Origin of the sequence: Streptomyces alboniger (assembly GCF_008704395.1) — a bacterium.
GTDB classification, from domain to species: domain Bacteria; phylum Actinomycetota; class Actinomycetes; order Streptomycetales; family Streptomycetaceae; genus Streptomyces; species Streptomyces alboniger.
This window is the reverse complement of the sequence record NZ_CP023695.1, coordinates 4,909,598-4,922,966: the sequence shown is the minus strand read 5'-3', so window position 1 is coordinate 4,922,966 and position 13,369 is coordinate 4,909,598. Positions and strand designations below refer to the sequence as shown.

12 protein-coding genes are annotated in these 13,369 nt (G+C 71.3%); 4 read left to right on the top strand and 8 right to left on the bottom strand.

What is annotated here, in order from left to right:
• Positions 1-2: 2 nt before the first annotated feature.
• The gene (locus CP975_RS22125) at positions 3-329 is read right to left on the bottom strand and encodes a helix-turn-helix domain-containing protein (protein ID WP_055528478.1); all 327 of its coding nucleotides are present in this window, start codon (positions 327-329) and stop codon (positions 3-5) included.
• Between the two features lie 161 nt (positions 330-490).
• The gene (locus CP975_RS22120; RefSeq protein ID WP_150477260.1) at positions 491-1,453 is read right to left on the bottom strand and encodes a helix-turn-helix transcriptional regulator; all 963 of its coding nucleotides are present in this window, start codon (positions 1,451-1,453) and stop codon (positions 491-493) included.
• A gap of 130 nt (positions 1,454-1,583) precedes the next feature.
• On the opposite strand from CP975_RS22120, the gene CP975_RS22115 reads away from it, so the two are divergent.
• Both CP975_RS22115 and CP975_RS22110 read left to right on the top strand, forming a co-directional pair.
• Positions 1,584-2,636, top strand: a complete 1,053-nt coding sequence (locus tag CP975_RS22115; RefSeq protein WP_055528476.1) for an NAD(P)-dependent alcohol dehydrogenase — start codon at positions 1,584-1,586, stop codon at positions 2,634-2,636.
• A 159-nt stretch (positions 2,637-2,795) separates the two neighbouring features.
• Positions 2,796-3,182: a VOC family protein gene (locus CP975_RS22110; protein WP_055528475.1), complete on the top strand. Its 387-nt coding sequence runs from the start codon at positions 2,796-2,798 to the stop codon at positions 3,180-3,182.
• Here CP975_RS22110 and CP975_RS22105 read toward each other — a convergent pair.
• From CP975_RS22105 to CP975_RS22090, 4 genes are all read right to left on the bottom strand, one after another.
• Positions 3,164-3,997, bottom strand: a complete 834-nt coding sequence (locus CP975_RS22105) for an alpha/beta fold hydrolase (RefSeq protein WP_055528474.1) — start codon at positions 3,995-3,997, stop codon at positions 3,164-3,166. The two genes, CP975_RS22110 and CP975_RS22105, sit on opposite strands and share 19 nt — an antisense overlap.
• 95 nt (positions 3,998-4,092) lie before the next feature.
• On the bottom strand, positions 4,093-7,422 hold the full coding sequence (locus tag CP975_RS22100) for a S8 family peptidase (protein ID WP_055528473.1): 3,330 nt from the start codon (positions 7,420-7,422) through the stop codon (positions 4,093-4,095).
• 197 nt (positions 7,423-7,619) lie between these two features.
• On the bottom strand, positions 7,620-8,882 hold the full coding sequence (locus CP975_RS22095) for a L,D-transpeptidase (protein ID WP_055528471.1): 1,263 nt from the start codon (positions 8,880-8,882) through the stop codon (positions 7,620-7,622).
• A 314-nt stretch (positions 8,883-9,196) separates the two neighbouring features.
• A complete protein-coding gene (locus CP975_RS22090) occupies positions 9,197-9,532 on the bottom strand; it encodes a hypothetical protein (protein ID WP_030788505.1) in 336 nt (111 codons plus the stop codon).
• Between the two features lie 128 nt (positions 9,533-9,660).
• Here CP975_RS22090 and CP975_RS22085 point away from each other — a divergent pair, with 128 nt between their 5' ends.
• Positions 9,661-9,951: an LPXTG cell wall anchor domain-containing protein gene (locus tag CP975_RS22085; RefSeq protein WP_055528530.1), complete on the top strand. Its 291-nt coding sequence runs from the start codon at positions 9,661-9,663 to the stop codon at positions 9,949-9,951.
• Entirely contained in the window at positions 9,948-10,571 is a 624-nt protein-coding gene (locus CP975_RS22080) for an AAA family ATPase (protein ID WP_070321161.1), read from the top strand. Before CP975_RS22085 ends, CP975_RS22080 begins: the two co-directional genes overlap by 4 nt.
• A 7-nt stretch (positions 10,572-10,578) precedes the next feature.
• On the opposite strand, the gene hutH is transcribed toward CP975_RS22080, so the two are convergent.
• Both hutH and CP975_RS22070 read right to left on the bottom strand, forming a co-directional pair.
• Positions 10,579-12,126 carry a histidine ammonia-lyase gene (gene hutH, locus CP975_RS22075; protein WP_055528469.1) on the bottom strand — a complete coding sequence of 516 codons (1,548 nt, stop codon included), beginning with the start codon at positions 12,124-12,126 and terminating at the stop codon, positions 10,579-10,581.
• A gap of 75 nt (positions 12,127-12,201) precedes the next feature.
• Positions 12,202-13,368 carry a GGDEF domain-containing protein gene (locus CP975_RS22070; RefSeq protein WP_055528467.1) on the bottom strand — a complete coding sequence of 389 codons (1,167 nt, stop codon included), beginning with the start codon at positions 13,366-13,368 and terminating at the stop codon, positions 12,202-12,204.
• Between the last annotated feature and the right edge of the window lies 1 nt (position 13,369).

Genomic DNA, 13,369 nt, shown 5'->3' with positions numbered 1-13,369 from the left:
CGTTACGCGGCCAGGCGCACCTCGCCCTGGTACGCCGCCCCGGTCGGCCTCGCACGGGGGAGGCCGACCAACCGGCCCTGGGCCAGGGAGAGCAGGTCGGACAGGCGCAGCCCGAGCGCGTGGGCGGCGGCCGCGAGGACCTCGGAGGAGGCCTCCTTGCGGCCGCGCTCCAGCTCGGAGAGGTACGGCATGGAGATCCGGGCGGCGTCCGCCACGTCCTTGAGCGTGCGCTCCTGCGCGAGGCGCTCCCGGCGCAGGACGTCCCCGACGACGTCCCGCCAGAGAGGCTCCTTGGCCCCATCGGCGGGCGGGCGCGGCGCTGTCTTCATTGGGTGTAGGGGAATCACGCGGGCTTCGTTCGGCTTCTGCCGCTCATCGCTGCTCACTCGCTCATCGCTGCTCACTCCCCCAGCCTAGGGAGTGATCACGCCATCGGGCAGCGCCAAGCGTTCTGCCGCCCGCGAAATCGCCTGTTCCGCAGGGCTGTTCCTCACTTCGTCGCCGACCCCACCGACGCCGCGTCCCTGCCCCAGCTAGCCAGCAGCCGCAGCGCCTGCGCCGACGCCGATTCCGGCTCCGCGTGGTACATGATCAGCGACTGGTCGCAGTCGTCGGGGAGCCGCAGCGTCTCGTACGAGAGGGACAGCTCGCCCACCAGGGGATGGCGCAGCCGTTTGACGCCGTGGCCCTTCTCCCGCACGTCGTGCGTGGCCCACAGATTCCTGAACTCCTCGCTCCGCACGGAGAGTTCGCCGACCAGCCCGGACAGCAGCGGGTCGTTGGGGTAGCAGCCGGCATCCATACGGAGGTAGCTGACGACGTCGGACGCCTTCAGCTCCCAGTCGACGAAGAGGTCGCGCGAGCGCGGGTCGAGGAAGCAGAAACGCGCCAGGTTCCGCTCCCCGGGCGGGAGTTCGGCCCAGTCACCGAGGAGCGCCGCGGCGAGCGCGTTCCAGCCGAGGATGTCCGTGCGGCGGCCGACGACGTACGCGGGCACGGTGTCCATGGAGTCGAGGAGCTGCTGGAGGGCGGGCCGCAGGTACTGCTGGCGGGTGGCCCGCTTCTTCTTCACGGTCTTCGGCTTCGCGAGGCGCGTGAGGTGCGCGTGCTCGGCGTCGGTCAGGCGCAGGGCGCGCGCGATGGCGTCGAGCACCTCGCCCGAGACATTGCGGCCGTTCCCCTGTTCGAGACGGGTGTAGTACGCGACGGAGACCCCGGCGAGCTGCGCCAGCTCCTCGCGGCGCAGGCCCGGCACTCGGCGGTGCCGCCCGAAGCTGGGCAGCCCCACGTCCTGCGGCTGGAGCCGGGCTCTGCGGGTGCGCAGGAACTCGCTCAGCTCGGCCCGGGCGTCCAGGGGCGGAGCCGCGACCACCCCGGGCGTCCCGGCTGCCTCCAGCGACCCCGCTGTCTCCTGCGCCCCGGCAGCGCCCGGCGTCTCGGGTGATTCGTCCATACGTTCCAGTATCCCGCCCCGTATCCCGCGTCGTACGACCACGAGCCTGACCCCGCCAGTGGTAGGACCGCTGGACGTAGGCAGAACGGGTGTCTGGGTGAACCCGCAGGTCATTGGCAGTGTCGTAGCCATGACTGAGCAGATCACCACCGTTTCCGCCTACGCCGCCCCCGCCCCCGACGCACCCCTGGAGCGGACCACGATCCCGCGCCGCGCCGTCGGCGAGTTCGACGTCCTGATCGACATCAAGTACGCCGGTATCTGCCACTCGGACATCCACCAGGCCCGCGACGGCTGGGGCGAGGGCATCTTCCCGATGGTGCCCGGCCACGAGATCGCCGGAATCGTCGCCGAGGTCGGCCCCGGCGTCACCAAGTTCTCCGTCGGCGACCACGTCGGAGTCGGCTGCATGGTCGACTCCTGCCGCCGGTGCGAGAACTGCGCGGCGGGCCTGGAGCAGTACTGCACGGGTGGCAATGTCGGCACGTACAACGCGCTCGACAAGAACGGCGAGCCGACCTACGGCGGCTACTCCACGCACATCGTCGTGGACGAGGCGTTCACCCTGCGCATCCCCGACGGGATCGCGCTCGACGTGGCCGCCCCGCTGCTGTGCGCCGGCATCACCACGTACTCCCCGCTCGCCCACTGGAAGGCCGGCCCCGGCACGAAGGTCGCCGTCGTCGGCCTCGGCGGTCTCGGCCACATGGCCGTCAAGATCGCGCACGCCATGGGCGCCGAGGTGACCGTCCTCTCCCAGTCCCTGCGCAAGAAGGACGACGGCCTGCGACTGGGCGCCGAGCACTACTACGCGACCAGTGACGACGCCACCTTCGAGGCGCTCGCCGGCCGCTTCGACCTCATCCTCTCCACGGTCTCCGCGCCGCTGCCGCTCGACAAGTACCTGGGCCTGCTGCGCACGGACGGCGCCTTCGTGAACGTCGGCGCCCCCGAGGAGCCGGTCTCCCTCAGCCTCTTCTCGGTGATCGCCGGCCGGAAGACCCTCGCCGGGTCCGGCATCGGCGGCATCCGGGAGACCCAGGAGATGCTGGACTTCTGCGCCGAGCACGGCCTGGGCTCCGAGATCGAGCTGATCCGCGCCGACCAGATCAACGAGGCGTACGAGCGCGTCCTCGCCAGCGACGTGCGCTACCGCTTCGTGATCGACGCCGCGACGATCTGAGCGCCCGCGTGGCCTGAAAACGCCTCGGTCCCGGGGCCTGGTCCGCAGGGCGCGGCGGAACCGGGACCCGTGACCGATCCGGGCGCCCCGCTCCCCGGCCTACCGTGGTCCCTGTCAGCGCAGGACCACGGGGGTCCCGGCAAACGAGGAGGTCACCTCATGTCCATCGAGTTGAACCACACGATCGTCGCGGCCACGGACAAGAAGGCGTCCGCCCAGTTCCTCGCGGACATCCTGGGGCTTGAGGTGAGCCCGCAGTACGGGCCGTTCATCCCCGTGGAGATCCCCAACGGCGTGGCCCTCGACTACTTCGAGGGCGACGGCGGGCCGATCACCCCGCAGCACTACGCCTTCCTGGTCTCCGAGGACGAGTTCGACGCGATCTTCGGGCGGATCAAGGCACGGGGCCTGCCCTACTGGGCCGACCCGTACCACCACCGCGCGAACGAGATCAACACGAACGACGGCGGCCGGGGCGTCTACTGGGACGACCCGGACGGGCACAAGCTGGAGATCCTGACCAAGCCCTACGGCAGCGGCGGCTGACCCGGGCTCCGGGGCGGGGCGCCCCCGTCCAGGAACGCGAGCACCGGTTCGGTGGCCACGTCCGCGAACTCCTCGAAGTAGGCGTGCCGGGCGCCGGGGACGAGGAACGTCCTGGCGTCCGGGATGCGGGCGGCGAGCAGCGGGGCGTTGGCCGCCGGGTTGAACGCGTCGTCCGTGCCGTGGACGACGAGCGTCGGGGCCTGGATCCGGGGCAGCGCGTCCCACGCGTCGTGCCGGGCGCTGGCCCGCAGGTGGCGGCGGCGGGCGTGGGCGGGCATGGTCGGGTCGCCGAGGGTGTGGAAATCCCGCCCCGGGTCCTCGCGCTCCCGCTCGGCGAGCCAGCCCGGGGTGTACATCAGCTCCAGCAGAGCGCGGCGCACGGCGTCCGGGTCGGCCTGGGTCAGGGCCGCCCGGACCTCGGGGCCGCGCTCGACGCCGTGCGGGGCCCCCGGCGACGTACAGCCGAGGACGAGCCGGCCGACGCGCTCGGGGTGGTCGGCGGCCAGGAACTGCGCGATGCGGCCGCCCATGGACGTGCCGTAGACGTGGGCGCGTTCGATCCCCGCGTGATCGAGGACCGCGATGACATCCCGGGCGAAGCCGGGCGTGCTGTACGTGTCCGTGTCGGGCCGGTCGCTCTCGCCGGTGCCGCGGTGGTCGAGTACGAGGGTCGTGAAGCGCGCGGCGAAGTCGGCGCGCACGCAGTCCCACCAGTGGTGGTTGTTGGACTGCCCGGCCAGCAGGACCAACGGCTCACCGGAGCCGTGCAGCAGGTAGTGGAGTGCGGCGCCGTCGGCCGCTTCCGCGAAGGGCATGGCTCACAGTAACGCGGCGCCGACGGATACCGGCGATACATGATCGACAGTCCCATCGGCGCCACGCCGGGGCTCAACGCACTAGGCGGGCAAGATCACTTGCCGTAGAACGCGTTGTAGAGCGACAGCGTCGACTTGTTCCCCTTCTTGTCCGTGATCTTGGCGTGGAAGGAGATCCCCTCACCCTTCGCGGGGTTCTTCACGGAGATCTTTCCGCCCCTCACCTCGACCTCCTTCCACGTCTGGCCGTAGTCGTAGGACACGTAGACGTAGAGGGACTTGAGGTTCGAGCCCGCCGCCGAGCCCTGGACCGTCACCGGCACGGACTGCGTCTCGCCGGCCTTCGCCCTGCTGCGCAGGTCGACCACCGGGCTGAACCGCGCCGTGGAGACGGGAAGCTTGGCGCTCTCCACCTTCTTGGAGCGGAACTTGAAGCTCGCGTCGACCCGGGTGGTGGCCGCGGCGACCTTCACGGAGCGCTTCACGGACGTCTTCAGCTCGTACGCGGCATCGCCCGAGGACACCTTGAACGGCGCTCCGCCGACCAGCGGGTCGTCGTTCTCGCCGATCTTGGTGCCGTTGCGGTACAGCGTCGTCTTCACGGACGTGTAGAGCGAGGAGCCCAGGTGGTTCTTGCCGTCGGCGAACAGCGGCAGGGCGCCCACGATCTCGTTGTCCTGGCGGAAGACGCCGAAGGTGCCGCCGACGCGCGGACCGAAGACCGCCGTGTTGAAGGTCTTCTCGTAGCTCTGACCGGCCTTGTAGGTCTGCGGCGCGCCGAGCGTGTAACCCGCGTCGACGATGGGCCAGCCCTCCGGGTTGGTCCCGGCGTGCTGCTCCATGTCGAGGCTCCACTTCGCCTTGTCCACGGTGGACACGTACAGCGTCCGCGTGGAGGGCAGCGGCCGCGGAATGCCGAGCGAGGAACCGCTCGAACTGCCGGGGATGTCGCCGAAGGCGTTGAGCGCGCCCTTCTTGTTCGTGCTGGACGCGCCGAGGTTCACCTTCACCTTGGCCAGCTCGCTCGCCTTGAAGTGCCGGGTGTAGCCGGTCGCGAGCTGCTTGACCTTGCTGCCGGTGACGACGCTGTACTGGGTGTCGTCACCGTCGGTCCAGTGCCCGTCCCACTGCTGGAACACCGAGCCGTCGGTGATCTGCGGGCCGAGGTGACGCGTACGGAAGTTCGCGTACGAGTCGAGGAACCAGCCGAAGCTGTAGCCCATCTCCGAGGTCTCGACGCTGAAGTCCGGAGCGGCGAACGCCATCTTGGCGCCGGCCGCCGGCACCGTGACGTCCACCGGCTTCGTCGTCCGCGCGTCCAGGGTCACCGTGGTGTCCTTGGTGACGCTCAGCTTGGGCTGCGCGATCCAGTCGGCGCCCTTGGTGAAGTCCTCCGGGTCCGCGTAGATCCCGGAGTTCAGGATGTAGCCGCCCTTGGGCACCCGCACCTTGACGGTGCCGGACGCGTCGAACGGGTTGTAGGACTTGTCCTTGGCGAGCCCGGAGATGCCCTCCAGGTCACCGTCGTAGAACTTGGCGGGAGCGCCGTCCCGTCCGATGAACTTGAGCGTCAGGTCGTACGACTCCACCTCGTTCTCCACGACGGCGGCCGTCCGCACGGACTGTCCGCCACCGCTCGCCACGACGTACGCGGAGTACGTGCCGTCCAGGGCGGCGCCCCGCTTGGAGTCGGCGGTCAGGTCGACCGAGGCCGAGCCGCCCGCGGGGACGGTCACCTTCTTGGCGCCGAGGGCGAAGAAGCCGGCCGGGGCCGTGCGGCCCTTCGGGTCCTTGCCGGAGACGGTCAGGTCGAGGGTGATGTCGTCCTTGCCGGCGTTCTTGTACGTCACCTTCTTGGTGACCGGCTTGTCGTCGGCGTGCGGCCACTGCTGGGCGCCGAAGTTCACCGACACCGGGTCGGCGTAGACGGTCTGCTTGATGGCCTTGTCGACGGCGATACGGCCCGAGCCCTGCTGGAACGGCGTGTACTTGCCGTCCTTCGTGGACGCGGTCAGAGCGCCCTTCAGCTCGGCGTACTTCCAGTCGGGGTGCTGCTGCTTGAGCAGGGCGGCGGCGCCCGCGACGTGCGGGGTCGCCATCGACGTACCGGAGATCGTCAGATAGCCCTCGGGCTTCTGGCCGACCTCCTGCTCGATGACGCTGCCCGGAGCGGCGGCCGCGGTGATGTCCACACCGGGAGCCGTCACATCGGGCTTGATCGCGCCGTCGCCGACCCGCGGACCCTGGCTGGAGAAGTCCGCCAGCTTGTCGTTGTCGTCGACCGCGCCGACGGTCAGCGCGGAGTCGGCGCTGCCCGGCGAGCCGACGGAGCCGGGCTCGCCGTCGTTGCCCGCGGAGATCGCGAAGAGGATGCCCTTCTCCGCGGAGAGCTTGTCGACCTGCGCTTCGAGCGGGTCGACACCCGGGGTGTCGCCGCCGCCGAGGCTGAGGTTGACGATGTCCGCGCCCTCGGCCACCGCCCAGTCCATGGCCGCGATGATGCCGGAGTCCTCGCCGTAGCCGTCGTCGCCGAGGACCTTGCCGCTGAGGAGCTTGGCGGCGGGCGCGACGCCCTTGAGCTTGCCGCCCGACTTGGCGCCGGTACCGGCCGCGGTGGACGCGACGTGCGTGCCGTGGCCGTAGCGGTCCTTGGCGTCGGGCGACGGCGTGAAGTTCTTCTCGCCGACCACCTGGCCCTTGAGGTCCGGGTGGGTGGAGTCGACGCCGGTGTCCAGGACGGCGATCTTGACGCCCTTGCCGTCGTACCCGGCGGCCCACGCCTTGTCGGCGCCGATCTGCTTGACGCTCTTGTCGAGGCTCGCCTTGCGGACGCCGTCGAGCCAGACGTGGCTCACGCCGGACGCGGCGGTGCGGGCGTCGCCCTTGCCGCTGGTGAGCGCGGCCCACAGGTCGGCGGCGTCGTCCTTCGGGGTGGTGACCGCGTCGGCGTTCAGCGACTTCAGGGTCCTGCGGACCGTGGTGTCACCGGCGGAGCGGACGTCGGCCTTGGCGCCGGCCGCGGCTCCCTTGTAGCCGACGATGAGCTTGAGGCCCTTCTTCTGGGCCGCGCGGTTGCGCTTGGAGTTCAGTTCGGTGACGTCGAACAGCCGCTGGTCGATCTTGCCGTCGGCTATCAGACGCTGCGCGTCGGCGGGTATCAGCAGCGTGTGCCCGCCACTGCGCCGCACCTGTACGGGGATGTGCTCCCGTCCCTTGGCGCGCTCAAGGCCGACCACGCGGCCCTTGGCGTCCACGACGGCCCGGTCGCCGGTGATCAGCGTGACGCGCTGCTTGCCCCCGGCCGCGCCCTGCGCGCCGATCGCGTCCCCCGCCGGTACCGGCTGCGCGCCGGCCGGGCTGGTCATGCCCGCCGCGAGTGCGACGGCGACCGCCGCGGCGATGCCGGCCCCGCACGCTCTCTTCACTTGTCTGTGCAAGTCTCCCCCTGGAGTCACAGGGGCTGTCGCCCCTCGATGAGCGAAGTATGCCCAGAGTCGAACATCTGCTCAATAGTGGGGAGGAAGTGGAGAGTTGGTGCCAGAGGGTTGTTACCGGGACGTGACTGCGGCCCGCGCCCCGGTCGGGGTGCGGGCCGCGGTCACGTCCGTACGACCGTGCGGGATCAGACGGCGGAGCCGGCCTTCCACTGCGCCCAGTCCATGTTCCAGCCGTTGAGGCCGTTGTCCGGGGCGATGGTCTTGTCGCCGGTGTTGCGGACGTCGACGACGTCACCGGTGATGGTGTTGTCGAAGAACCACGCGCCGGGCTTGCTCTTGTCGCCCGCGCCCTTGGCGTCCTCGAGGCCGATGCACCCGTGGCTCGTGTTGGCGTTGCCGAAGATCGACGGCGAGCCCCAGTAGTTGCCGTGGATGAACGTGCCCGACGAGGACAGGCGCATGGCGTGCGGCACGTCCTTGATGTCGTACTCGCCCTTGCCGTCGCCGTCCTTGAAGCCGACGGTCGCGCCGTCCATGCGGGTCTCCTTGAACATCTCGGAGATCACCATCTTGCCGTTGTACGTCTTGTTCTCGGGCGAGCCCGCGGAGATCGGGATGGTCTTCACGACCTTCCCGTCACGCGTCACCTTCATCGTCTTCGTCTTGGCGTCGACGACGGAGACCTGATTGCGCCCGATCTTGAACTGGACGGTCTTCTGCTGGACGCCGTAGACACCGTCGGCACCCTCGACGCCGTCGAGGCTCATCTTGAGCGTGACGGTGGAGTTGCCCTTCCAGTAGTCCTCCGGACGGAAGTCCAGGCGGTTGTTGCCGAACCAGTGGCCGGCGATCTCCTGGCCGCTGGTGGACGACACCTTGATCGCGGACTGGACTTCCTTCTTGTTCGTGATGCCCTTGTCGAAGTTGATCGACACGGGCATGCCGACGCCGACCGTGGAGCCGTCCTCGGGCGTGAAGTTGCCGATGAAGCTGTTGGCCGGTGAGACGGTCGTGAACGTCGAGTTCTCGTGCGCCTTGCGGCCCTCGGAGTCCTTGGCGGTGGCCGAGATCTCGTACTTCGTGGCGCGTTCGAGCTGGGCGCTGGGCTTCCAGCTCTTCTTGTCAGCGGATATCTGACCGGCCACGGCCTTGCCGGCGCCGGTCTTCATGGTCACGGCGGTGAGTGTGCCGTCGCTGACCGAGACCTTGGCCGCGCTGTTGATGCTGGCGTTGTCGGAGCCGTTCTTCGGCGCGATCCTGATCTGGGCGGCGGAGGTCTTCTTGGCGGCCGCCTCGTCGACCCGGCTCTGGGACTCCTTGCCGCCGGAGGCCTTGTCGCCGTCGTCGCCGTTGCACGCCGAGAGCACGAGCACGCCGCCGACGAGAGCGGACACGGCCGCCAGGCCCTTGCGTCCACGCCCCGGCTTGCGACGCCTACTGTCCGTCATCACACGCATCTCCATAGTTGCCGAATCCCCGAAAGCCGCCGGATCCCCGGCCCGCCCCCGAGAGTCCCTCGTAACCCCGCATAACGTCCTGCCCGGTTCGTCCCGTTCCACTACCGCGCGGAATGTGGGGAACACCACCTCCGCGGTACTGGAACCGCCCCCTGCCACCACTGTGCGGCATGGGACCGCCCGCAGGAAAACCGATCACCGTGCCGGGGCGGGACGAGACGGGACCCCGGACGGCGGTCGCTGTCCGGGGTCCCCGATTCCGGATCGGCTAATCCGGATCGCCTCATCCGGATCGCGCCGCCGGTCTACACCAACTCGTCGTCCTCGTCGTCATCATCCTCGTCCGGGTCCCAGTCCGGCGAATCGGGGTCGTAGTCGATCATCTCGCTGCTCCACGACGCCTGGGTCAGCTCGATCCCGGGGACCTCGCTGACCAGGTCGAACGGATCCACCAGATAGGCGAGCGCCTCGGCGCCGTCCTCCTTGACGGCGGCCTCGGCGTGCGCGCGCTCCTCGGCGGGCATCCGCTCGTCCTCCGCGATGCGCCCGAGCGCCGCGCCGGTCAGTTTCCCGGCGTCCTCGACCTCGACCACCATTTCAACCCGCAGCCGTACAAACCGTGATGTCTCGTCTCCAGTCATACGAGGGAGCGTACGGCCCGCCTCCCCCGCGACTTTCCCGCGACCCGCGCCTTTCACTACCATCGGCCCACACGGCCAATTCGCCAGCACCACAAGGGGGATCCGATTCCGTGTCCGCACGTCGATCCATGCTGACCGCCACCGCCGCAGGAGCCCTCCTCGGCGCCCTGTGGTTCGTCCCCTCCGCGAACGCGACCTCCACCGGGTCGCACGAGAGCGCCCGGGACGACAGGCCCGCGACCTCGGCAGCGCCCCACCACGAGACGACCGCGTCCACCGGCCGCCTCGCGGACACCGGCGGCTTCGACACGACTCCGTACGTGATCGGCGGGACGGCGTTCCTCGGCCTGGGAGCGGGCTTCGTCGCCTACTCCGTACGCAGGGAGCGGTCGGCCGCGGCGCGCGGCGCGGCGTACTGAACGGCGGCCCGGCCATCGCGCCACCCTGGGACATCCTGCTGATCGGCGGCGCGTCCGGCATCGGCAAGAGCCGGGTCGCCGCCCAACTGGCCGAGGAGTCGGCGGCGTTCGTCGTCGAATTCGACGACGTGGTCGGCGCGGTCCGGGCGGTCACCACGGCCGAGGGGCACCCCGGGCTCCACCGTTTCGACGGCCTTGACGTCTCCCGGCTCTCCCCGGCGGTGGTCCTGGACCTGCAGATCGCCACCGCCGAGGCCCTGGACCCCGCGCTCCTCGGGGTCGTGCGCAACCGCCTGACCGTCGACGTGCCCGCCGTGATCGAGGGCGACTACCTCACGCCCGCCGCGGCCGCGCTCGCCGTGCGCGAGGGCGCCGCGGCCGGGCGCGAGGTGCGGGCCGTGTTCCTCCATGAGGGCGACCCGCACCGGATCGCGGCCAACTACGCCTGCCGGGAGCCCGACAGCGGGGACCAGTCCGAGCGCGCCGAGGTCAGCGCCTCGTACTCCCACTGGCTCGCGCGGCAGGCGGCCCTGCACGCGCTGCCCGTGGTCGACGCGCGCCCCTGGGGCACGCTCACACCCCGCATCCGGCAGGCCCTGCGCGGGGGCCCGCCGGTCTGAGCACCTTCTAGGCCAGCGGGCCGGTGACCGGCTCCACTGCCGCGAGCAGCGCGCCCGAGCGGACGAACGCGTCCGCCGCCGCCAGGTCCGGGGCGAGGAAGCGGTCCGGGCCCGGCCCCTCGACGCCCGCCTTGCGGACGGCCTCGATGACCGCCCGGGTGGCGGGGGCCGGGGTGAGGCCCTCGCGCAGTTCGACGGCGCGCGTGGCGGCGTACAGCTCGATCGCCACGATGCGGGTCAAGTTGTCGACGGCCGTACGCAGTTTGCGCGCGGCCGACCAGCCCATGGAGACGTGGTCCTCCTGCATGGCGGAGGACGGGATGGAGTCGGCCGACGCGGGGACCGCCAGCCGCTTCATCTCGCTGACCAGGGCCGCCTGCGTGTACTGGGCGATCATCAGGCCCGAGTCGACGCCCGCGTCGTCCGCGAGGAAGGGCGGCAGGCCGTGCGAGCGGTTCTTGTCGAGGAGGCGGTCCGTGCGGCGTTCGGCGATCGAGCCGAGGTCGGCGGCGGCGATCGCGAGGAAGTCGAGGACGTACGCCACGGGGGCGCCGTGGAAGTTGCCGTTGGACTCCACGCGGCCGTCGGGCAGCACGACGGGGTTGTCGACGGCGGCGGCCAGCTCGCGTTCGGCGACCGTACGGGCGTGCGCCATGGTGTCGCGGCCCGCGCCCGCGACCTGCGGGGCGCAGCGCACCGAGTACGCGTCCTGGACGCGCGGCGCGTCGTCCTGGTGGTGGCCGGTGAGGCCCGAACCGGCAAGGACCGCGAGCATGTTGGCGGCGGACGCGGCCTGGCCCGGGTGCGGGCGGATGGCGTGCAGCTCGGGGGCGAGGACCTTGTCCGTGCCGAGCAGGGCTTCGAGGGTGAGGGCCGCCGTGACGTCGGCCGACTTGTAGAGGTTCTCCAGGTCGGCGAGGGCCATGACGAGCATCCCCAGCATGCCGTCGGTGCCGTTCAGGAGGGCCAGGCCCTCCTTCTCGCGCAGCTCGACCGGGGTGATGCCGTGCGCGGCGAGCAGCTCGCCCGCGGGCCTCAGCTCGTCGTCGGGGCCTTCGGCGTCGCCCTCGCCCATCAGCGTCAGCGCGCAGTGGCTGAGGGGAGCCAGGTCACCGGAGCAGCCGAGCGATCCGTACTCGTGGACGACCGGGGTGATCCCGGCGTTGAGGACGTCGGCCATCGTCTGCGCGACCTCGGGGCGTACGCCCGTGTGGCCCGAGCAGACCGTCTTCAGGCGCAGGAACATCAGCGCGCGGACCACCTCGCGCTCCACGCGCGGGCCCATGCCGGCGGCGTGCGAGCGGACGATGTTGCGCTGGAGCTGGGCGCGGAGGTCGGGGCCGATGTGGCGGCTGGCCAGGGCGCCGAAGCCGGTCGAGACGCCGTAGACGGGGTCGGGCTTGGCCGCGAGCGCGTCGACGATCTCGCGCGAGGCGGCGAGAGCGCTCCGCGCCTCCTCGGTCAGTTCGATCCGCGCGTTCCCCCGCGCGACGGCGACGACGTCCGCCGCGGTCGTCCCGGACGTCCCTAGGGCCACGATGCCCACGCTGTGCATATCCATATTCAGCAGCGTACGGATTGAATCGCCAGGTGTCACGGGTGGATCCCGCCCGAGCCACTTACCCCGGGCTCAGCCCGGCGTCCCCCGCCCCCGGAACCTGCGGCGCTCCCCCGGCTCGTCCGTCCGCGGCGGCGAGTCCGCGAGGCGGATCACCGAATCCTGGGCGCCCGCCGGGCCCTCCCGGCCCGCCACCACCGGCTTCGGCGCGCGGGCGGCCTTCGCGCGGTACTGGGCCGCGTCCGCGAGGCGGAACAGGCGGCGGGCCGAGCGCACCGGGCCGATCGGGTCCCCGGTGGAGGCGACCCCGCAGGCGACCCCGTCGCCGTGCTCCAACTCGGCGGCCCGTACGCACAGTTCGTCGGCGACCCGGACCACCTCGTCCGCGGTGGGCCCCACGGAGAGCAGACAGAACTCGTCGCCGCCGAGCCGCGCCGCCAGCGTCCCCGGCAGCATCGCCCCGCAGAGCGAGAGGATCGAGCCGAAGCGTTCGAGGAGGCGGTCGCCCACGGCATGGCCCCGGGTGTCGTTGACCCGCTTGAGCCCGTTCACGTCACAGACGACCAGGCTCACCACGGCCCCGTCGGCGCGGTGCCGCTCCACCGCCTCGTCCAGGCGCAGGTCCACCGCCCGCCGGTTGGCGAGCCCCGTCAGCGCGTCGGTGAAGGCCAGCCGGCGCGCCTCCTCCAGGCGCTCGGTCTGGGCGATCCCGGCGGCGGCCACCGCCGCGAGGACGGTGGCGAAGTCGGCGTCGGACCGGCCGAAGACGGGCGCCCCCACCGGCCTGGCCACATACAGCTCGCCCCACGCCCGCCCGTGCAGCACGATCGGCGCGACCACACAGCAGCCCCGGCCGCGGCGGCGCAGCGCCGTGACGCGCTGGTGGCAGTAGCCCGCTGAATGCCCGCCCCGCGGCCCCTCGGCCGTCTCGACCCAGGCGTTCGGCTCGCCGCCGCCGGCCCAGCGCTCGTGCAGGAACTCGGTGATCTCCGGGAACTGGTGGACGGGGTACGCCTCCCCCTCCGGGAACTCCTCCTCGCCCTCGGCCCGTTCGCCCGCGTTCACGAGCACCCGCAGCCGTCCCAGGTCCCGCTCCCACACGGACAGCGCGGCGAAACTGCCGCTCAGCCCGCGACAGGCGCCGAGGGCGGCGGCCCGCCAGGACTCACGCGGAGTCTGCGCGGCGGCCATTCCCTGCGCCAGCTCCACCACGGCCCGCAGCCGGACATCCTCACCCATC